The 19,672-nt window shown below is 35.9% G+C and carries 22 protein-coding genes; 12 read left to right on the top strand and 10 right to left on the bottom strand.

Going from position 1 to position 19,672, the window contains the following annotated elements; all coding sequences use genetic code 11:
* The 3 genes from OPU68_RS01175 to OPU68_RS01165 are packed head-to-tail and all read left to right on the top strand — an operon-like array spanning window position 1 to window position 3,043.
* A complete protein-coding gene (locus OPU68_RS01175; protein ID WP_498472125.1) occupies window positions 1-690 on the top strand; it encodes a hypothetical protein in 690 nt (229 codons plus the stop codon).
* A 3-nt stretch (window positions 691-693) separates the two neighbouring features.
* Window positions 694-1,245 (top strand): LPS assembly lipoprotein LptE, encoded by a 552-nt coding sequence (gene lptE / locus OPU68_RS01170; RefSeq protein WP_498472124.1) that lies wholly within the window; start codon window positions 694-696, stop codon window positions 1,243-1,245.
* 4 nt (window positions 1,246-1,249) lie between these two features.
* Window positions 1,250-3,043: a DUF8458 domain-containing protein gene (locus tag OPU68_RS01165; RefSeq protein WP_498472123.1), complete on the top strand. Its 1,794-nt coding sequence runs from the start codon at window positions 1,250-1,252 to the stop codon at window positions 3,041-3,043.
* 34 nt (window positions 3,044-3,077) lie between these two features.
* On the opposite strand, the gene OPU68_RS01160 is transcribed toward OPU68_RS01165, so the two are convergent.
* Window positions 3,078-3,884, bottom strand: a complete 807-nt coding sequence (locus OPU68_RS01160; protein WP_498472122.1) for a GLPGLI family protein — start codon at window positions 3,882-3,884, stop codon at window positions 3,078-3,080.
* 2 nt (window positions 3,885-3,886) lie between these two features.
* On the bottom strand, window positions 3,887-4,843 hold the full coding sequence (locus OPU68_RS01155) for a GLPGLI family protein (protein ID WP_498472121.1): 957 nt from the start codon (window positions 4,841-4,843) through the stop codon (window positions 3,887-3,889).
* Between the two features lie 229 nt (window positions 4,844-5,072).
* Between OPU68_RS01155 and OPU68_RS01150 the strand changes: the two genes are divergently transcribed.
* The 7 genes from OPU68_RS01150 (at window position 5,073) to OPU68_RS01120 (ending at window position 10,559) form a co-directional block, all read left to right on the top strand.
* Window positions 5,073-5,402 carry a HesB/IscA family protein gene (locus OPU68_RS01150; RefSeq protein WP_498472120.1) on the top strand — a complete coding sequence of 110 codons (330 nt, stop codon included), beginning with the start codon at window positions 5,073-5,075 and terminating at the stop codon, window positions 5,400-5,402.
* Between the two features lie 41 nt (window positions 5,403-5,443).
* The gene (locus OPU68_RS01145; protein WP_498472119.1) at window positions 5,444-5,812 is read left to right on the top strand and encodes a four helix bundle protein; all 369 of its coding nucleotides are present in this window, start codon (window positions 5,444-5,446) and stop codon (window positions 5,810-5,812) included.
* A gap of 37 nt (window positions 5,813-5,849) precedes the next feature.
* Window positions 5,850-7,298 (top strand): Fe-S cluster assembly protein SufB, encoded by a 1,449-nt coding sequence (sufB, locus tag OPU68_RS01140; RefSeq protein WP_498472118.1) that lies wholly within the window; start codon window positions 5,850-5,852, stop codon window positions 7,296-7,298.
* Between the two features lie 9 nt (window positions 7,299-7,307).
* Complete coding sequence (uraH, locus tag OPU68_RS01135) at window positions 7,308-7,724, top strand: hydroxyisourate hydrolase (protein ID WP_498472117.1); 417 nt, start codon at window positions 7,308-7,310, stop codon at window positions 7,722-7,724.
* Window positions 7,725-7,756: 32 nt separating this feature from the next.
* A complete protein-coding gene (sufC, locus tag OPU68_RS01130; RefSeq protein WP_133944889.1) occupies window positions 7,757-8,500 on the top strand; it encodes a Fe-S cluster assembly ATPase SufC in 744 nt (247 codons plus the stop codon).
* 39 nt (window positions 8,501-8,539) lie between these two features.
* A complete protein-coding gene (gene sufD, locus OPU68_RS01125; RefSeq protein WP_498472116.1) occupies window positions 8,540-9,847 on the top strand; it encodes a Fe-S cluster assembly protein SufD in 1,308 nt (435 codons plus the stop codon).
* A 190-nt stretch (window positions 9,848-10,037) separates the two neighbouring features.
* The gene (locus OPU68_RS01120) at window positions 10,038-10,559 is read left to right on the top strand and encodes a hypothetical protein (RefSeq protein WP_498472115.1); all 522 of its coding nucleotides are present in this window, start codon (window positions 10,038-10,040) and stop codon (window positions 10,557-10,559) included.
* Between the two features lie 57 nt (window positions 10,560-10,616).
* On the opposite strand, the gene OPU68_RS01115 is transcribed toward OPU68_RS01120, so the two are convergent.
* The 6 genes from OPU68_RS01115 to OPU68_RS01090 form a co-directional block, all read right to left on the bottom strand.
* A complete protein-coding gene (locus tag OPU68_RS01115; protein ID WP_498472114.1) occupies window positions 10,617-10,967 on the bottom strand; it encodes a hypothetical protein in 351 nt (116 codons plus the stop codon).
* 16 nt (window positions 10,968-10,983) lie between these two features.
* Window positions 10,984-11,328, bottom strand: a complete 345-nt coding sequence (locus tag OPU68_RS01110) for a DUF1801 domain-containing protein (RefSeq protein WP_498472113.1) — start codon at window positions 11,326-11,328, stop codon at window positions 10,984-10,986.
* Between the two features lie 6 nt (window positions 11,329-11,334).
* On the bottom strand, window positions 11,335-13,173 hold the full coding sequence (locus OPU68_RS01105; protein ID WP_498472112.1) for an ABC transporter ATP-binding protein: 1,839 nt from the start codon (window positions 13,171-13,173) through the stop codon (window positions 11,335-11,337).
* 56 nt (window positions 13,174-13,229) lie between these two features.
* Window positions 13,230-14,156 carry a M28 family peptidase gene (locus OPU68_RS01100; RefSeq protein WP_498472111.1) on the bottom strand — a complete coding sequence of 309 codons (927 nt, stop codon included), beginning with the start codon at window positions 14,154-14,156 and terminating at the stop codon, window positions 13,230-13,232.
* A gap of 85 nt (window positions 14,157-14,241) precedes the next feature.
* The gene (locus OPU68_RS01095) at window positions 14,242-14,835 is read right to left on the bottom strand and encodes a hypothetical protein (protein WP_498472110.1); all 594 of its coding nucleotides are present in this window, start codon (window positions 14,833-14,835) and stop codon (window positions 14,242-14,244) included.
* Between the two features lie 69 nt (window positions 14,836-14,904).
* Entirely contained in the window at window positions 14,905-15,294 is a 390-nt protein-coding gene (locus OPU68_RS01090) for a DUF4293 family protein (protein WP_498472109.1), read from the bottom strand.
* Window positions 15,295-15,466: 172 nt separating this feature from the next.
* On the opposite strand from OPU68_RS01090, the gene rho reads away from it, so the two are divergent.
* Window positions 15,467-17,269 carry a transcription termination factor Rho gene (gene rho / locus OPU68_RS01085; protein WP_498472107.1) on the top strand — a complete coding sequence of 601 codons (1,803 nt, stop codon included), beginning with the start codon at window positions 15,467-15,469 and terminating at the stop codon, window positions 17,267-17,269.
* Window positions 17,270-17,401: 132 nt separating this feature from the next.
* On the opposite strand, the gene OPU68_RS01080 is transcribed toward rho, so the two are convergent.
* A complete protein-coding gene (locus OPU68_RS01080) occupies window positions 17,402-17,695 on the bottom strand; it encodes a GNAT family N-acetyltransferase (RefSeq protein WP_498472106.1) in 294 nt (97 codons plus the stop codon).
* 72 nt (window positions 17,696-17,767) lie between these two features.
* Window positions 17,768-18,979, bottom strand: a complete 1,212-nt coding sequence (locus OPU68_RS01075; RefSeq protein ID WP_498472105.1) for a type IX secretion system plug protein — start codon at window positions 18,977-18,979, stop codon at window positions 17,768-17,770.
* Window positions 18,980-19,023: 44 nt separating this feature from the next.
* Here OPU68_RS01075 and OPU68_RS01070 point away from each other — a divergent pair, with 44 nt between their 5' ends.
* On the top strand, window positions 19,024-19,662 hold the full coding sequence (locus OPU68_RS01070) for an MBL fold metallo-hydrolase (RefSeq protein WP_498472104.1): 639 nt from the start codon (window positions 19,024-19,026) through the stop codon (window positions 19,660-19,662).
* The last annotated feature ends 10 nt before the right edge of the window (window positions 19,663-19,672 follow it).

Genomic DNA, 19,672 nt, shown 5'->3' with positions numbered 1-19,672 from the left:
ATGCAAGCTCAACTTAAACCAAGAAAAGTCAATTTCAAATTTGGAGAATATATTTCACAAGCCATTGATTTGATGAAAAAAGATTTCGGAGTGATATTCCTTTCTTTTCTTTGCTTAATGATTCTCTCCATAATTCCTTTCTGCGGAATACTTGCAGCAGGAAATTTCTACAAAATCTGTTACAAGGTTGAAAAAGGACTTCCAACAGGTGCTGGAGAGATTTTTAATTTTGATGATTTTGTACCATATTTTATTTTTCAATTATATATGATTGTAGGTTTTATCGCCGCATTTTTTCCTGTAGCATTTTTAGGAATCTTTGCAGATAGTGACGGAGTAGTTTCTGGCTTTGCAAAAGGTATTGGAATGGTTTATTTTTTGGCGGCATATTTTGTCATTATTTATTTGTTCTTACAGGCATTTTACATTCCTGCTCTGATAACATTTAAAAAAATAACAAACATCAAAACCGCTTGGAACATGTCGAAAATTATGAGCAAAGGAAATCTTCTGAGGATCCTTTTCTTTTCAATAGTTGTTGCTTTTCTTGGAGAATTAGGAATTATTCTTTGCGGCGTTGGGGTTTTTCTCACTTTGCCTCTTATAGGTGTCTCGCACTATTTTGCCTTCAAAGACGGACTTGCCCAAATAGAATATGACGAGCTGGAAGAAATTGGTCAAAAATATTAATTTATGAAAATGATGCTTTCGAAGTTGAAAAATAATATATCATTTGGCACTTGTTTATTTATAGTTGTTTCTTGTGTCTTAACCTCTTGCTACTCGTTCACCGGATCATCTCTGAGTCCGGAAATGAAAACAGTGAAGATCAATACTTTTCCGAATAACGCAGCGAATAATCTTCCGAGTTTGAGTCAGGAGTTTACGGTTGCATTACAAAACCGTTTTTTACAAAGAACCACCTTGAAGGGCGCTATTGAAAAGCCCGATCTTTTGATAGAAGGAGAAATTAGTGATTACAACATTACCCCAACCAGTATTGGAACGCCAACAACTACGGATCAGGGAAATACAATTCAGGCTTTGCAGAATAAACTGACCATCACAATAAAAGTGCATTACGAAAACAGCGTAGATCCGACTTTGAGTTTCGACAGAACTTACAGCGATGAAGCGGTTTTCAACAGCGATCTGGATATTAACACGATAGAAACTGCACAAGTCAGAATTGTAAACGAAAGGATCATCAATAAAATTTATAACGACATTGTCGCCAACTGGTAAAGGTATGAATACTAGAGTTTTAGAATTAATAAAGAATCCAAAAATCATCACTGAGTCTGATCTTAATATTTTAGAATCGGAGTCAGAAAAAATGCCTTATGCACAAAGTATTCGGGCACTTTACCTTTACGGGATCAATCTTTACAGATCAGAAAATTATAAAGAAAATCTTTCTAAAACCGCAGCTTACACGACAGATAAAAAGATACTTTTTCAGTTTATAAATTCCCAGAAAAATGATAAAAAAGACGAAGCGTTAGTTCAAAAAATACTTGATGAAGTCCCTGTAATCCAAGTTGCGAACGAACAAACAACAGCTAAAGACATCATCGAAAAAACGGAGGAAAATCCGCAGGAAATCGAAAACGCATCTGTTGTTCTGAATAAATTTGATATTGACAGAATCATAGAATCTGAAAGCGAGGATAACTCAGAATTTATAATTGTAGAAGGTGAAAAGAACCGTTTGCTTTACGAAGGTGAAGAAAATTTCCTGGAAGAAAAATCTCAGGAAATAGATCTGGAAGCAACCAAAGAATCCGGAGTGATCACCGTCAAAGATGATCTTGAAATTAAAGAAAATCTGATTATTAATGATGATAACAGATCTGAAGAGACGATTTCCGAGCATAGAAATGTTGAACAAGTCATAGAAACGCCTGTCGAAATAATTTCTGAAACTAAGATTGACACGCAAGTTCAAGATGAAGATTCTTCCGGAAATATCAGTTTTAATGGGATTGAAGATTTCCTGCCTCAAGTTAAATTCTCTGTTCCAAAAAATCATTTAGATTATCTGAATCCGCCGAAAAAAGAAGTTCAGAAAGATGAAATTTTGACAGAAGTAAAACCAGTTTCAAAATCAGAATATAAAGAACCTGCTTTGGAAGAAATTCCTGAAAACGAAATTAATAAAAATGAAATCAGCTTTGGGGATACACAATCTTTTGAAGTTTCAGAACATGCAAAAATTGAAGAAACTGAATCTCAGGCTTTAATTGAAATTGCTGAAGAAGATGCGAAAAACCAGATCAGTTTTGAGAATACCCAGACTTTTGAAGTTTCAAAATCTGAAGAAAATATAACTGAAAATCAAATTCCTGAGACAGAAGATATTAAAGTTGACGAAGAAGTCGTTGAAAATCCAATTTCCACTTGGAAGCCAATGTCTTTTTCGACAAATACACCGGACGCTTTAATTGGTAAAACACCGGAAATCGAAAAACCAAAACAAGAAATTATCACAGAAGAAAAAGTTGAAAAACAGGAAGTAATTGAGGAAACTGTCTTTGATGAAAAACCAATTGCGGAAGAAAAATCTCAGATTAATGAAAATGAAAGACCTGTGATGAATGTTTCATTTTTTGGTACTGAAGTTTCAAAAATAAAAGAAGAAAAAGAAATTCCGTCAATCCTTGATAAACCTGAAGCAAAAGAAACCGTTGACAGCAATGTTGGAACTTTCATCAACACCTGGCAAAGCTGGCTGAAAATCGACAGACCAAAACCAGAGGAATCTCCTGAAAAAACGATTGTCGTAAAAGAGAAAATCATTGATGAGTTCATAGAAAAAAACCCAAGAATTTCTCAACTGAAAGACGAGGTCAATTTTGTAGTGAAAGAGAAAAAAGACGACATCTCACATCTGATGACAGAAACTTTGGCCAAACTTTATGTTGAGCAAAAACTCTACTCCAAAGCGATAAAAGCGTACGAGATTCTCTCGGAAAAACATCCTCAGAAATCAGATTACTTTAATGAAAAAATTGAAGAAGTCAAGGAAATCAGAAAGTCATAAAAACAAAAATCTGGAAAATTAATTTCCAGATTTTTTATTTCAGTTCAATTGGATTGTTTCTGCTTTTCACTTCTGCCTCCATTCTTTTTTGGAATTCCTGCATTTGCTTTGGATCAATTGCCGGCCCGTTTCCGCCACCTCGTCCGCTATTTCTAGTAGCATTAATAAAGCTTGCTGGATCTTTTTGCATCTTCTTTTCCATATCTGCATATTTGGATTTGGAAAGTGTGATAACCTGCCCTCGGTTCAAAGGCTGATAAATCTCTGCTATTTTTTTTGTCTGCATCAAATCGAAAGAGTAATCGCCTTTTTCGTCTTGAATTTTCACGATCAATCCTGGCAAACCGGAGAATTTATATGGCCCATCTTGCAAAGGGACTTCTTGTGTAAACCATGCGTACCAGGTTCTTCCACCGAATTTCGTCTCTGCTTTCTGCGTTTGATAATCTCCAATTTTTACAGTTTCTGGTAAAATTTCCCATTCAAAAACAGGCGTTTCCGAATAAGAATAATTATCTCTTCCGATTCTGGATTTGTAAACCAAACTTTGATTTGATAGGTCTTTTTCGATAGTGAACTGAAGATTGCTTCTCAAATTCTGCATTTGCGTTCTGTCAAAATTTCTTGTGGCTCGCATTCTTTCCATCACAGAATCTCTTTTCATCGCATTTTCTGCGTAGAAAAAAGATTTCTTTCCATCCGTATCAAGATAAGCCAGCTCGGTTTTTTTCTCAACATTTGTGGAATCCGGCGTCAGTGTTGCCTGATAGATAAATCTGGTACTTTGCTGAGCCATGACGAGTGGCATTGCGAGCAGGCTTAGTATTTTTAAAATTTTCATATTTAATATTTATTAGTCAGTTCAATTGGATTTGTATTTCCGAAATTCATCACATTTCCATTATTTCCGGATGCGCTTCGTGGATTTCCCATCTGTATTTCAGGTTGTCCGTTTCCAACTTCGCTGCCCGGCATTCCGCCATTCATTCCGCCAGGTTGTTGTCCTCCGAATCCGCCATTCATTCCGTTTCTTTGATTCATTCGGTTGAAGCTGTCAAAGTTGATTTCGGGATCTTTATTTTTGACCATTTCCATTCTTACAGACTCCTTGTCACCGCGGAAATTGATCCTTGTCGATTTTCTTGCATCGGTTTTTATGATTTCGGAAAAAGAATTTGGAATATTTATTTTTTTGATAAAAGTAAATCTGTAATCGCCTTTATCATCTTCTAACTTTAATATTAATCCCGGAAGTCCTAAAAATTTATATGGCCCATCGGAGATTTTGATGTCGGGCGCGAACCAAGCGGTCCAGGTTCTTCCACCAAAAACCATTGTTGCTTTTTGAACTTTATAATTATTAAAATCTGAAACCTGTGTGGAAATGTCCCAATTCATTTTTCGGTCTTCCTGATAATAAACTTGCTTTGAACCGACGCTTTCAACAAAATTTACAGATTTTTCTTCCCAGTTTTTTGTGATGAAATAGTCGAAGAATGTTGGTTGGATTGATTTTCCGTTTGGTAATTTTGGAAATTCGGATTTATCTTTTTTTGATTTTTTAATTTCGGTAATTCCTTGTTGTCTCAAAACTGCAGTCAAAGAATCTCTCAAAAATTTACTTTCGCTGATGAATAATGACTGGTTATTTTTAACATCCAAAAAAGTATTTTCAACTTGCATATTCACAAGGTTGATGGTGTCTGGATTGACTTCCGTCTGGTAAATATATCTTTCTGTTTGACATAATATTTTACCTGAAAAAGAAAACAGAATCATCAAAATTAATAGCTTCTTCATAATTTAAAACTGATTGTTTGATTAACAAAATCAAGCAAAGTTAATTATTAGAACTGTGAGAATTAATATTTGTTCATTTTATGACAACAATTTAACATTAACAAACTGTTTTTCATTACCAAACGAATGTCAGGCTATACTGGAAAATCATCAAAATAGATGTCATCGATTTGAGATTGCGGAAATTAGTTCGTACTTTTGTAGACTAAAATCAGTCTAAATAAAAACAATGATACAAGTAAGCGATCAGGCAAAATCTAAGGCGGCTCAGCTGATGTCCGAAGAAGGCTTCAACCCTGAGACTGACTATATAAGAGTAGGCGTAAAAAGTGGCGGTTGTTCCGGACTAGAATACGTCTTGAAGTTTGATAATATAAAAAATGAAACCGACACGATTTTCGAAGATAACGGCGTAAGAGTCATTATTGAGAAAAAATCCATTCTTTATCTTGCAGGAACAGTCCTGGAATATTCTGGCGGATTGAACGGGAAAGGTTTTATTTTTAACAATCCAAATGCTGCGAGAACTTGTGGCTGCGGAGAGAGTTTCAGTCTTTAATTATTAAAAGATTATTTATTAAAAGATTAAAAAATTAGTGTGTGGCTAGAGAATTTGAAAAATTTGAGGTTTACGAATTAACAATTAATCTTACCAAGAAAATATACAATCTTTTAAACAAAGAGAAATTCACGAGAGAATTTGAACTTTGTAATCAATTAAAAAGAGCAGTCCTTTCAATATCAAATAATATTGCTGAGGGAAGCGAATATAATAACAACGCGCAGTTTATCAGATTTTTGAAATATTCAAAAGGTAGCTGTGCAGAAGTTAGAAATATGTTGAATCTTTGTCAAATTTTATACGAAGAAGATACAGAGGATTTAATTAATGATTCAAAAATTGTTTCAATTCAATTGTCGAAGTTTATTGATTATCTATCACGAACAGACAATATAAAAAGGCGTTAATTTTTTAATCATTTAATTTTTTAATCATTTAATTTAAATGGCAAAATATACAGAGGACGATTTAAGGGAAGACCTTAAAACAAAAGAATATGAGGCGGGCTTTTATACCGATATCGAGTATGATGATTTCCCGACTGGACTAAATGAAGACATCGTGCGCGCTATTTCTGCAAAGAAAGAAGAGCCGGAATGGATGACGGAATGGCGTTTGGAATCTTTCCGAATCTGGCAGAAAATGACAGAACCGGATTGGGCCAACATCAAATATGAAAAGCCTGATTTCCAGGCGATAAAATATTACGCTGCGCCAACTGCAAAACCAGAATTGGCAAGTTTAGACGAAGTTGACCCAGAACTTTTGGCAACTTTTGCAAAATTAGGAATCAACATCGAAGAGCAGAAAAGACTGGCAAACGTTGCTGTTGACATCGTGATTGATTCTGTTTCCGTTAAAACGACTTTTCAGGCAACTTTGCTTGAGAAAGGTGTTATCTTTTGTTCAATTTCAGAAGCGATCAAGAATCATCCGGATTTAGTTAAAAAATATCTTGGAAAAGTAGTTCCGAGAGGTGATAACTTCTACGCAGCACTTAACTCCGCAGTTTTCTCTGACGGAAGTTTCTGCTACATTCCAAAAGGTGTAAGATGCCCAATGGAATTGTCCACTTATTTCCGAATTAATCAGTCAGGAACCGGACAGTTCGAAAGAACTTTGGTGATTGCTGACGCAGGAAGTTATGTTTCATATCTGGAAGGTTGTACGGCACCATCCAGAGACGAAAATCAGCTTCATGCCGCAGTTGTAGAACTGATTGCGATGGATGACGCCGAAATCAAATATTCCACCGTTCAGAACTGGTATCCAGGAAATGCTGAAGGAAAAGGAGGTGTTTTCAATTTCGTGACTAAAAGAGGACTTTGTGAAAACAGAGCCAAAATCTCCTGGACGCAAGTAGAAACTGGTTCTGCTGTGACCTGGAAATATCCATCTTGTATCCTGAAAGGTGATAACTCAATCGGCGAATTTTATTCGATTGCCGTAACGAATAATCACCAATACGCTGATACAGGAACTAAGATGATTCACATCGGAAAGAATTCGAGATCGACAATTATTTCGAAAGGAATCTCTGCTGGAAAATCTCAGAATTCATACAGAGGTTTGGTAAAAGTAATGCCATCTGCAAAAGGAGCGCGTAACTTCTCCCAATGTGATTCACTTTTGATGGGAAATGAATGTGGTGCACACACTTTCCCTTACATCGAGATTAAAGATCCTACAGCACAATTGGAACACGAGGCTACAACTTCGAAGATTGGAGAAGATCAGATCTTCTATTGTAACCAAAGAGGAATCGATACAGAAAGAGCAATTGCATTGATCGTGAATGGATTCAGCAAGGAAGTTTTGAATAAGCTTCCAATGGAATTTGCGATTGAAGCTCAAAAATTACTGGAGATTTCATTGGAAGGTTCGGTTGGATAATTAGAAATAATGAAAAAGTTTTTATATCTATTTTTCGTCGTATTATTTACCAGTGTTTCGGCTCAGGAAAAAAAAGAATTTCAGCTTTCGAGCCATATTCTTGATATTACTGTTGGTCAGCCGGTCGAGAAAGTAGATGTTCAGTTGGAAAAGTTTGACGAGACTACAAAACAATGGGTTTCATTAGGCAAAAAGCAAACAGACAAGAATGGTAGAATCGCAGATTTCTTACCTTATACGAAAGACTTAAAAAGTAATTACGGAAAATATAAACTGATATTCTTAACGGAAGATTATTTTAAAAATAAAAAAGTAGAAAGCTTCTATCCATTTATTGAAGTGGTGTTCCAGATCAAAGATGACAAGCACTATCACGTGCCGATCACATTATCACCGTTTGGATATTCAACTTACAGAGGAAGCTAATATAATTGACATAAAGAAAAGTATAACTAAGGATGTTACAAATCAAAAACTTACACGCCAAAATTGAAGATGGCGCAGAAATATTAAAAGGAATCAATCTTGAGATCAAACCAGGCGAGGTTCACGCAATTATGGGACCCAACGGCGCCGGTAAATCTACGCTTTCATCTGTGATTGCAGGGAAAGAGGATTATGAAGTAACCGAAGGAAGCATCCTTTTCGAAGGTGAAGATATCGCTGAAGATGCTCCGGAAGAAAGAGCGCACAAGGGGATTTTCCTTTCGTTCCAATATCCGGTTGAGATTCCTGGCGTTTCTGTTACCAACTTTATCAAAGCAGCGCTTAACGAAACCAGAAAAGCAAACGGATTGGAAGATATGGGCGCAAAAGAAATGCTTGGATTGATTCGTGAAAAATCAGAGCAATTGGGCATTAAAAAAGATTTCCTTTCCAGATCTTTGAACGAAGGTTTTTCTGGAGGTGAGAAGAAAAGAAACGAGATCTTCCAAATGATGATGCTGAATCCAAAACTGGCAATTCTAGATGAAACCGATTCTGGACTTGATATCGATGCTTTGAGAATCGTTGCAGATGGTGTTAATAAGTTCAAGAATGAAGGCAACGCGGTTCTTTTGATCACACATTACCAAAGACTTTTGAATTACATTCAGCCAGATTTCGTACACGTTTTGGCAGACGGGAAAATTATTAAAACAGGAGATAAATCTCTAGCACTTGAATTGGAAGAAAAAGGCTACGATTGGCTTTTAAACTAAATACAAATCTTCTAACAGATGCAAAATCAAACCATTATAATGGCTTTATTTGAACAGACAATAGATCAACATTCAGATTTTTTGGGAATGCTTCGTCACAGATTTTTGGACGAGGACAGAAAAACGGCTCTTGAGGCTTTTGCTTTGAAAGGTTTTCCTACCAAAAAAGATGAGGAATACAAATACACAAACCTGAAAGAGATCACGGAAAAGGAATACAATTTTTTCCCAACAGAAGAGCACCACATCTCGAGAGAGCAACTGGATGCGCTTCATTTGGGCGAGGAAAACTTTGACCGAATCGTTTTCATCAACGGAAAACTTCACAAAGAATTTTCTAAGATTTCTATCGGAAATGCAGAGTTTCTTTCATTCAATTACGCATTGAATGATCCGGCTCACAAAGAGGTTTTTGATAAATATTTCAACACGATCGCCAACAAAGATCTGGCTTTCACGAACCTGAATTCTGCTTACTGCAAATTCGGATTCTTCTTGAGAGTTCCGAAAAATGTAGTGATCGAAAAACCAATCCATGTTTTCTATCTTTCTCAAAATCAGGAAGAAAACACGTTCTACAACACAAGAAATCTCTTGATCGTAGAAGAAGGCGCAAAAGTGGAGATCATAGAAAGTCATCATAACTTGGACGAATCTTTCGTGCTAACCAACTCTGTGACAGAGATTTTCACTTATCAAAATGCAAAAACCGACTGGCACAAATTGCAGAATGACAATGATACTTCTTATCTTGTAGATCACACATTTGCGAAGCAGGAAAGAGACAGTTTGACAACGGTAAATACCTTCACTTTTGGAGGGAAATTGGTTCGTAACAATCTGGATTTCATTCACAACGGCGAAAATATCAACTCGTTTATGAACGGCATCACGATCATCGGAAAAGACCAATTGGTGGACCATCACACTGCCGTGCATCACAACACGCCAAACTGTGAATCTTACCAGAATTACAAAGGAATTTTCAAAGACAAATCGCACGGTGTTTTCAACGGAAAAGTGTTTGTGAATAAGATTGCTCAGAAAACCAATGCGTATCAGCAGAACAATAATATTTTGCTGGACGAAGGCGCAACTATCGACACAAAACCTCAGTTGGAGATTTTTGCAGATGATGTAAAATGTTCGCACGGTTGTACTGTTGGACAGCTCAACGAAGACGCAATGTTTTACTTGAGAGCAAGAGGAATTTCCAAGAAAGAAGCGCGAGCATTGTTGCTTTACGCTTTCGCCAACGATGCGATGCAAAACATTGACATCGAACAATTAAAAACAAAAGTTTCCAAACTACTCGCTGAAAAACTGGAGGTGAATATGGAATTTTAAAACTTCAACATACACAATCTAAATCCCGGAATTTTCTGGGATTTTTTTTGGGTCGCTTTTTTTCCGCTTTTCGTTCCCTCCCGATTTTACATCGGGATCCGTTCAGCTCGGGGCGCAGCTTTCCATATATTTTGAAAATTTGCAGTTAAATTGTAAATTTGAATATCTTCAGAACAATTACTAAACACAAATGAACTACGAAAAACTACAATTCAACCTCAACGCTTACAAAGAAACCGGCGAAATCCTGGACGGTGCCAAATTCCTCATCCATCAATTCGATTTGGATGATGACAATTTTGCAGGATTTGGTTTCCGCGACGAATTAGAAAAGAACTCAATTCTATTAACCGCCAATGGAGAACTCGGAGAATTGCAACACGTGATGATCCCAAAAAATATTTTCGATTTTGATTTGACTTTGGTTCTAAATATGTTAGCTCACGAGATGTTGCACGTCCGCCAGAAATCTCCAAAGATGATGGTTACAGACAAAAACGAGCGAGAATGGCAGGCTTACCACGAAATGCTTTTCCACAACAACTTTCCGCAGATTCCGGAGCTTTCCGATTACTACAAAAAATTCTTCGGCGAAAAAGCTTTGATTTATTACGGAAGAATGGGCGAAGGAAGTGAACTTCAATTGAAATATGCTGATCAGAAATCGGAAGTTGAAAGACTTTTGGGAAATTTAACTATCAAAGAAAAATAAGCTTTTGATCTCAAGTTTGCCTGTGAAAAATGGGTTGGAAGTTAGGTAATCGAATTATTACTTAAGCAAACCGTCTTTCCAAAAATAATAGGAAAATTGAGAATACAATTTACGCTGATTGTCTTTATTTATCCATTGATATTTTTGAAAAATAATGTCTTCAAAGCGTTTTTCTAATTCAATAACAATTATAGAATCTCCTTTATAATCAACCAAATTCCAGCAATCATCTTGAATACTTTTACACAAATTTTTATGGTTCTCTATTTGTGAAATATTAAGCTGTGGAAACTTTTTAATCAGCTTTTCAGATATATCTTTTCCAAAATCATTGCCCCATTCTAATGATAACTTTAATGCAAAGTTTTCTATTTGGAACGGCTCATTTTTTCTGAATAATGAAAACATAATTTAATTCTAAATTTTATTTGATGAAAGTCTTTACTTCATCAACAATATCAAAAATCAAATCCATTGGCAAATCTTCTTCCATATCCAAAAGCAGGATTTTGAACTTCTTTCTGCCTTCTGATAGAAGTTCGGGATAATCCAATCTGTCGCCGTGATAAAAACTGAGATAATGTTTCTGATGCTGTTTGCTGTAGTAAAAATAGCAGAGCATTTTCTTTTTGTATTTCAGAAAAGGAAGTCCAAAACTTAAAGTTTCGGTAATCAATTCATCAGAAATTAGAATTTTCTCTCGAATATAAAGAAGCGAGCTTCTCGCAGGCTCATCAATCCGATAAAAATATTCTTGAATTGGATTCATAGATCATTAATCAAAATTCTGAAGCTCTACCAACTTGCGGTACGTTCCGTTTTTCTCCATCAATTCCTGATGCGAACCTTGCTCTATGATGTCACCTTTTTCCATCACGACAATGTGATCTGCTTTTTGAATGGTTGACAATCTGTGAGCGATAATTAATGATGTTCTGTTTTCCATCATCTTTTCCAAAGCATCCTGAACGTATCTTTCAGATTCTGTGTCTAAGGCAGAAGTAGCCTCGTCCAGAATCATAATCGGTGGGTTTTTCAGAACGGCTCTTGCGATGGAAACTCTTTGCTTTTGTCCACCGGAAAGTTTGTTACCGTCATCGCCAATATTAGTATGATAGCCGTTTTGTAGCTGAATGATAAACTCGTGGGCGTTGGCGATTTTCGCAGCTTCCATCACTTGTTCTTCGGTTGCATCAGGATTTCCCATCAGAATATTATTGTAAACCGAATCATTAAATAAAACAGATTCCTGAGTTACCATTCCGAGAAGTTTACGGTAATCTGTCAGTTTTAAGTTTTTGATGTTATGCCCATCAATTAAAATTTCGCCTTCGGAAACATCGTAGAATCTTGCTAATAAATTGGCAATCGTTGTTTTACCACTTCCAGACTGACCGACTAAAGCTACAGTTTTTCCTTTTGGGACAGTAATAGAAACATTCTTAAGAATCAAATTTGATTTCTCATAATAGAAACCAATATTCCTGAATTCGATTTTATCATTCATTTCAGAAATTGGAGTCGGATTTGCAACTTCTTCCACCTTCAAATCATAATCTAAAACTTCTGAAACTCTCTCCAAACTTGCCATTCCACCTTGTATTGCAGAAACTGCATTTGACAAGCGTTTTGCAGGATCCAAAACCTGAAAGAAAACACCGATAAATGCAAGAAAAGTAGCGGGATCTTTGTTGGTTCCATTGATGATTTCAGTTCCTGCATAGTAAGTGATAATTAACATCGTAACAGATCCAAGGAATTCGCTCATTGGAGAAGCTAATTCTCTTCTTCGGCTCATAGATATGGCGTGATGCTGCCATTGGTCTGTCGTTTTATTAAATCTGTTTTTGAGGATTTTATCGGCATTGAAAATCTTAATAACTTTTGAAGATTTCAAAGTTTCATCAACCAAAGAGAAAAGATTCCCTAATTCTTCCTGTGCAAATCTTGCCTGCTTTTTCAGACTTTTTCCGACCCAGGAAATGATCCAGCCCATAATCGGGAAGACGATTAATGAGAATAAAGTCAGTTTTGGAGATAATAAAAATAATGCTGTAAGAGATGATAAAATCATAAACGGCGAATTCACAATATCAACTAGAGACCCCATAATTCCGCCTTCTACTGCGCCAATATCATTGGAAATCCGAGACATCATATCGCCTTTTCTTTGTTCAGTAAAAAAAGATACTGGTAATTTCAAGAATTTGTCATACATCAAAGTTCTCAAATCTCTGGTAATCCCAACACGATAGTTGACCAATAAATAAGAGCCGAGATATCGGAAAATATTTCTGAGTAAAAAGGCTACTGCAGTAATTGAACAAAGTACAGCCAAAACTTTAATGCCGCCGTGCTCATCCATATTAATCTGAATCGTGTAATATGCCCAATCTTTGACGTAACCAAAATAATCCGCGATTCTGCCGCTCCAAACAGGTGCTTTTGAGGTATCAACTTTGTCGACAGTTCCAAACATCACACTTAGAATTGGCAACAAAGTCCCAATGGAAGCGATCTGAAGAAGAGAATAAAGAATATTGAAAAACATACTGCCCCACAAATATTTTTGATGTGGCTTGGCAATACTTATAATGCGTTGAAATGGTTTCATTCAAAAAAATTGAATTGCAAAATTACGGAAAATAAATAGCTTAGTTTATCAAGACGTTAGAAATCGAAATTTACTTTGTCGTTGTATTTTGGTGTGAAGTTTTTGGTATTCAGCTTCTCGATTGTTTTTGCAAAATTGTTGATGATATTGGTCAAATTATCTGTGTCTACAATTTTAATGTCATCATTTACAGCGTGATAATGAAAAGCTTTGGTCATATCGACTGTAGAAATAGAATGCGCGATGATTTTTTTCTTAACAAAATTCACATTATCTGATCTGTAAAAAAGCTGTTCGTTTTTGTAAGGATCCGGATAAACCTTAAGTCTGTTTACTGCGGTTGCATTAATTAATTCATCAAAATCTGAGAACTCATCTCCAGTCATAAATACTGCATTCTTCCCGAATTGAGATTCTGTCGCCAGCATTTCGAAGTTGAAAAGTGCAGAGATATTATTGAAAACAGGATTTAGATCTTTGTTTTCGGATAATGCTTTTGAACCTATTAATCCAACTTCTTCTGCATTGAAAGCCATAAAAACCAAAGAAAAATCTGTCTTTTTATTTTTGAAGTAATCTGCAATTCCAATTACGGTAGAGATTCCGCTTGCGTCATCGTCAGCTCCGTTATAAATATTGTCTCCAGAATTCGTGTTCGTTCCGATATGATCAAAATGTCCTGAGAAAGCCAAACTTTTCTCGGATTTTCCTTTCTTTATTCCACAGACGTTAAAACCTTTTTGCCCTTTATATTCAAATGGAATCAAATAAGAATCACCGAAACAATAGTCCAGATTATTTTTTTTGAATTCGCTTGCAATGTATTCCGCAGCTTTATCATTTTCCGGTGTTCCGAATTTTCTGCCCTTCATCTCATCAGAAGCCAAAGTGGAAATGATGTTCACAACTCTTTCTTTGGGAATGTCCTGACCAAAAGAAAATAACGACTGTACCAATAAAATTACCAAGCTTATTTTTTTCATAGAGAAATATTTTTGTTATTAAAATTTTAGGAAGTTGAATTTATATGATGATGAGTCATAGGTTGATCTGTTTTGTTACCGTGAGCTAATCGTAAAGGTAATATCTTTTGTAAATAAAGAAGACTTCGAATAAGATAAAAAAGATCAGAACAGAGGAATAATAGAATGTCTTTTTAGAATTAATGAAAATCAATGCGAAACTTAGCGGAATATGAGTTAAAATCCGAATGCCATACAGTGGCATCAATGATTCGAGATAATCTTTGCCTTTGTAAAGCGTATCTACAAGGTCCAGGCAAAACATAATTCCAAGAAATGCAAAAAGCCACTTTCTGCGGGAATAAAAATAATTTTTATAGTCACTATCATAATCCTTCAAATCTGTCGGATAGAGTAATGTACACAGAACAAAGAATAAAATGATATATGCAATTATGAATATGTATTGTGTAAAAGTCCACGATGTGATGGCTCTAAGGCGATATTCCCACCACCAAAAGTGAATCATCAAAATAAAAATATAGAAAACAAATAACAGATGCAGCCAAAATGGTTTGTTCCGTCCGGGATGTTGGATAAATCTTACGCTTCCGTTCAGTAAAGTTCCGATTCCCAAACTCAGGATAATACTGATGATCGTTTTTAAGTGATTGAATGTGTCCACGTTATTAACTTTCAACAAATCTATCAAAATAAAAAACAGCCTCCAAAAGGAAGCTGTTCTTACTCAAAAAAATCGTCGTCAAGTTTATCGAAGTCTGTCTACAGATTTTACGAGCCTCTCATCTTTCTTGATGTACACATTTGCCAGAAGCAAACACACAATCGCAATTACTGAGAAAACCGGCTCAATACCCTTCTCAGGAAACTGAATTCCTCCGGGTAAGTTTTGCAGCCAATAAATCAAAAAACCAAGCAACAAAGCGTTTATAAAAATACTGATGTTATTCAGCAAGATTTGTCTTTTGCGGTTTTTGAAACTGAAAATACTTAGCAATCCTAGTAATATTAATAAAACAGTAGAAATATTAATAATTAAGTTTCCACCTAATATATCAAAATCCTGAGCTGTAAGATTGAGGAACAAAGCACCTAATACAGCTAATAATATCCAGATTGTTTGTATTCTTTGTAACATTTTTTTCGATTAATTCCGTTTTGAATGGGAATAAATTGTCTGCAAAAGTAAAATAATTTTTGCTTAATTCAAAAATTAATGTAGATTTGCATTGTAATCACCTATTAAAAATGATAATCGCCTGATTTTCATTCTTACTTTTACAAAATTAATTTACTTTTTTACGCATTATATGTTTAATATTGAAACGCTAAGGTCAAAATCCGATGAGGAATTGTCCAAACTTTCTAAAGATTTAGGCGTCAATTTGGCAAAGAAAAGCTCTCCGGAAGAAACAGTTTTCGCTATTCTGGACTATCAGGCTTCTAATCCAAACATCATAAAAGATTATCTAAACGCCAATCAGGAAAATATGAATAAAAACACAGAAGATAACTCTGAGGAAAAAGCTGCTCCTGCAAAGAAACGAGGCAGGAAACCTGCAGAAAAACCCAAGCAGGAAGCAGAGATTCCAGTCACAGAAGTTGCAAAAGAAGAAGTTCCTGTAGCGGTAGAAACGCCGGTTGCAAAGGAGGAAGTCAAAAAACCAAATCCGCCGAAGAAAAAACAACCAAGAGCAAGAGTTGCAGCCAACGAAAATCAAGAAGTCGTATCAGAAGCTAAACCTTCGGAAACAACTCCGCCGGCAGAACCGATTCAGTCAACCGAAACTGCTCCTAAAACTGACGAAAAACCAGAGGAAACTAAGCCTCAACAAAGACAGCCTCAACAGCAAAACAACCGTCAGCAAAATCAAAAGACCAACAATAATAACAATAGAGGTCAGCAAAAAACACAAAATCCCAATTCTCCCCAACACAACAATCAGAAAGAACATTCCGAAAACCAACAGGACAATTCGCCAAAAAAAGAATTCAACTTTGATGGATTGATCACGATTGAAGGTGTTTTGGAAATTCTTCCGGACAATTACGGATTCCTTCGTTCTTCAGATTTCAGTTATATCTCTTCCCCGGATGATGTTTACGTTTCAACCAATCAGATCAGAAATTATGGTTTGAAAACCGGAGATACCGTAAAAGGAATGGTAAGATTACCAAAAGAAGGCGAGAAATATTTCTCTCTTTTGAAACCTACTGAAGTTAACGGACGTGATCTGGCTTTTATTAAGGATAGAGTTGCTTTTGAATATTTGACGCCGCTTTTCCCTCAGGAGAAATTTAATCTTGCAGGAAAAGGTTCTACGCTTTCCACAAGAATTGTTGATTTGTTCGCACCAATCGGGAAAGGACAAAGAGCAATGATTGTTGCACAGCCAAAAACCGGTAAAACGATTTTGCTTAAAGATATCGCAAACGCTATTTCTGCAAACCACCCGGAAGCTTACATGATGGTTCTTCTAATTGACGAACGCCCTGAGGAGGTTACTGATATGCAAAGAAGTGTAAACGCAGAGGTTATCGCATCAACTTTTGATGAAGCAGCAGATAAGCACGTAAAAGTGGCGAATTTGGTGTTGTCAAAAGCACAAAGAATGGTAGAATGCGGACACGATGTTGTCATTCTATTAGACTCGATCACAAGATTGGCAAGAGCTTATAATACTGTAACACCAGCTTCCGGGAAAATACTTTCTGGTGGTGTGGATGCCAATGCACTTCACAAACCGAAACGTTTCTTCGGTGCCGCAAGAAAAATCGAAAATGGTGGATCTTTGACAATCATCGCAACTGCTTTGATCGATACAGGTTCCAAAATGGACGAGGTAATCTTCGAAGAGTTCAAAGGAACCGGAAATATGGAATTGCAACTGGACAGAAAAATCGCAAATAAAAGAATCTATCCGGCTGTGGATTTGGTTTCATCCAGCACAAGAAGAGATGATCTTCTCTTGGACGAGGCTACGATGCAGCGTATGTGGATTATGAGAAAATATCTTGCTGATATGAATCCTATGGAAGCTATGGAATTTGTTCAAAAACAAATGAAAGCTACATTGAACAACGAGGAATTTTTGATGTCTATGAACAGATAAATTGATTGTACATTGTAAAAAGTACAATGTATTTTAAAAATAAAAATTCCGAATCAGATCAGATTCGGAATTTTTATTTAATTTATGTAATGGGATTTACATTATACTTTTTACTTAATACATTTTACAGTTTTAAGAAACCAAAATATCTTCAACATCATCCTTTCTACTAAGAACTGCGTGAGCATAAGAGCAATGTGCTTTTATTTTCCAGCCATTTTTTCTGGCAAATTCTACTGATTTTTCTACCAATTTTTTTCCGAGACCTTGTCCTTCAAATTTTGGGAAAACCATCACGTAGCTGACAATTAATTTTTTGAGTTCGGGAACGATTGTATAAGTCAACCTTCCGACATCTTCTATTCCATCTTTTAAAGTGATGTAACCACCGTTTCCGGATTTGTTGTTTTCAAAACTGAGATCCATAAGAATGTTTTATGGTTGGCATAGCGAAAATTATTCCAAACGACTTAAAACGGTTGCGATTTTAATACAAAATTATCTCACAGGTGTTCTAAATTCTCCATACCCAATCAACCCATCGAAGTTTCTTCCAAATGGTGTGTAATATAAAAAAGCTTGATAAAGATTTTCTGTCTGCCAGAAGTTTCCATTGATTTCGCCGTAATTAAGTTTTCCGTCAGAACCTTTTGTAGCGAGAATGTAACTGTAAAATCCCTGCTTCAGATAGATTTTAGCGATGTACTTCTGCGCTTTTTCATCGTAAAACATTTGGCTTTTTGCATCCGCTTTATAATCGTTGAACATTCCCAAAACATAAAATTCTTTATCTGATTTTTGACTGTCAAGTGCAAAAAATACCCAAGAATAATCGCCTTCTCTGTCAGCATCTCTTTCTATTCCAAGGTCATTTCTTCTGAAATAGAAAGCGCCATTCACATCTGGCTGGTACTGATAATCTCCCGGATAGGCCCAAACCGGATGCAGATAAGTGTAGTTTTTACCATCAATATTTTCCGTATTCGCAACCATATCCAAAGCCTGATTCATCACTTTATTATCAAAGTAATAAAACTCATTATTCCCTGGAAAGGCGAGTCCAAGCTGTTGAAACAACAATTGATTCCCTAAAGTCGAACTTGGACGGATATTGGTCAAAGAAATTCCCCAATTGTTATTTTGAATGACACTTAATGATAATGATGACAGATTATTGGTGATTCCCGAACCATTTCCTGTAGCCTGAATTTCAAGACGTTGTTTCGCATTTGGATTTTTTGCATCGATGAATCTGGTTACATTAATTCCGAGATTGGCGCCGTCTTCATAAATTGAAAACCTCTTTTTGAACAATGGCTTGTCCTGAGAGTCTTTATAAACAATGATCTCATAGTTCCCTGAAATTTTTGGCTGAATTTTTTCGTTCGGAAAAACCAACTCGTAATGCGTGTATTTCTGATAAGTGTTGAAAGAATATTGGAACTGATCGATCAAAGCATTCATACTTCCATTGGCATATTCTGTGAAAAAAAGTCCGTCCTCTTCCCAGTTTCTGTTGTAATGTTTGTAGGTATAGCGGTAGAGCTGGCTGGAGTTGGAAAGATCATCAAATCTTAAAATTAATTGTTGACCCTGAGCTATAACAGCCGTTTCATCATTGGTTTTGGGATTGAAAACCTGTACACTTCTGATTTCCTGAGCAAAAGAAATTGTACTTAAAAAAAGAAAAAATAGTCTGGTTAACTTCATATCGCTAAGTTAATGTTTTATATTTTTACAGTTAAATTAAAAAAATGTTACACGTAGAATCCTTCACCTTCAATCCCTTTTCCGAAAATACGTACCTCATTTATAACGATGAAAAGGAAACTTTTCTTATCGATCCCGGAAATATGCCGGATGCTGAGACAAAAGTTCTGGCAGATTTTATAAAATCCAATGAGCTTAAAATTCAAAATATTTTACTGACTCACGCCCATATCGATCATATAATTGGTTTGCAATGGGCTTATGATACGTTCCAAGTTCCGGTTTTGGTTCATCTTAATGAAATCGAGATCCTGGAAAAAGCACCTTTCACGGCAAAGAATTATGGTTTCTTTTTCCCAGCTTTTAAAGGCGAAATTCAAAATATAGAAGAAGGCGACAATTTAAAATTAGGTTCTGACATTTTTCAGATTTTTGATATTCCGGGACATTCGCCGGGAAGTGTTGCTTTTTATAATTCGGAGAATGAATTTGTGATTTCCGGCGACGCACTTTTTATGATGAGCATCGGCAGAACAGACCTTTACAAAGGCGATTATGACCAATTGATCACAAGTATCAAAACTAAATTACTAACGCTTCCGGAAAGCACGAAAGTTTTCAGCGGGCACGGAGAATCTACGACGATTGGCTTTGAAAAAAATCATAATTCATTTTTGAAATGAAAAAATCCTG

Source organism: Chryseobacterium sp. TB1-D10 (assembly GCF_059803555.1).
The sequence above is the reverse complement of the archived record's forward strand: the minus strand, read 5'-3'. Positions and strand labels throughout refer to the sequence as shown.

What these genes read in the sequence shown, in the direction of transcription:
- OPU68_RS01175 (WP_498472125.1), top strand. Translation starts at nt 1, where the DNA reads ATGCAAGCTCAACTTAAACCAAGAAAAGTCAATTTCAAATTTGGAGAA.
- lptE (WP_498472124.1), top strand. Translation starts at nt 694, where the DNA reads ATGAAAATGATGCTTTCGAAGTTGAAAAATAATATATCATTTGGCACT.
- OPU68_RS01165 (WP_498472123.1), top strand. Translation starts at nt 1,250, where the DNA reads ATGAATACTAGAGTTTTAGAATTAATAAAGAATCCAAAAATCATCACT.
- OPU68_RS01160 (WP_498472122.1), bottom strand. Translation starts at nt 3,884, where the DNA reads ATGAAAATTTTAAAAATACTAAGCCTGCTCGCAATGCCACTCGTCATG.
- OPU68_RS01155 (WP_498472121.1), bottom strand. Translation starts at nt 4,843, where the DNA reads ATGAAGAAGCTATTAATTTTGATGATTCTGTTTTCTTTTTCAGGTAAA.
- OPU68_RS01150 (WP_498472120.1), top strand. Translation starts at nt 5,073, where the DNA reads ATGATACAAGTAAGCGATCAGGCAAAATCTAAGGCGGCTCAGCTGATG.
- sufB (WP_498472118.1), top strand. Translation starts at nt 5,850, where the DNA reads ATGGCAAAATATACAGAGGACGATTTAAGGGAAGACCTTAAAACAAAA.
- uraH (WP_498472117.1), top strand. Translation starts at nt 7,308, where the DNA reads ATGAAAAAGTTTTTATATCTATTTTTCGTCGTATTATTTACCAGTGTT.
- sufC (WP_133944889.1), top strand. Translation starts at nt 7,757, where the DNA reads ATGTTACAAATCAAAAACTTACACGCCAAAATTGAAGATGGCGCAGAA.
- sufD (WP_498472116.1), top strand. Translation starts at nt 8,540, where the DNA reads ATGGCTTTATTTGAACAGACAATAGATCAACATTCAGATTTTTTGGGA.
- OPU68_RS01120 (WP_498472115.1), top strand. Translation starts at nt 10,038, where the DNA reads ATGAACTACGAAAAACTACAATTCAACCTCAACGCTTACAAAGAAACC.
- OPU68_RS01115 (WP_498472114.1), bottom strand. Translation starts at nt 10,967, where the DNA reads ATGTTTTCATTATTCAGAAAAAATGAGCCGTTCCAAATAGAAAACTTT.
- OPU68_RS01110 (WP_498472113.1), bottom strand. Translation starts at nt 11,328, where the DNA reads ATGAATCCAATTCAAGAATATTTTTATCGGATTGATGAGCCTGCGAGA.
- OPU68_RS01105 (WP_498472112.1), bottom strand. Translation starts at nt 13,173, where the DNA reads ATGAAACCATTTCAACGCATTATAAGTATTGCCAAGCCACATCAAAAA.
- OPU68_RS01100 (WP_498472111.1), bottom strand. Translation starts at nt 14,156, where the DNA reads ATGAAAAAAATAAGCTTGGTAATTTTATTGGTACAGTCGTTATTTTCT.
- OPU68_RS01090 (WP_498472109.1), bottom strand. Translation starts at nt 15,294, where the DNA reads ATGTTACAAAGAATACAAACAATCTGGATATTATTAGCTGTATTAGGT.
- rho (WP_498472107.1), top strand. Translation starts at nt 15,467, where the DNA reads ATGTTTAATATTGAAACGCTAAGGTCAAAATCCGATGAGGAATTGTCC.
- OPU68_RS01080 (WP_498472106.1), bottom strand. Translation starts at nt 17,695, where the DNA reads ATGGATCTCAGTTTTGAAAACAACAAATCCGGAAACGGTGGTTACATC.
- OPU68_RS01075 (WP_498472105.1), bottom strand. Translation starts at nt 18,979, where the DNA reads ATGAAGTTAACCAGACTATTTTTTCTTTTTTTAAGTACAATTTCTTTT.
- OPU68_RS01070 (WP_498472104.1), top strand. Translation starts at nt 19,024, where the DNA reads ATGTTACACGTAGAATCCTTCACCTTCAATCCCTTTTCCGAAAATACG.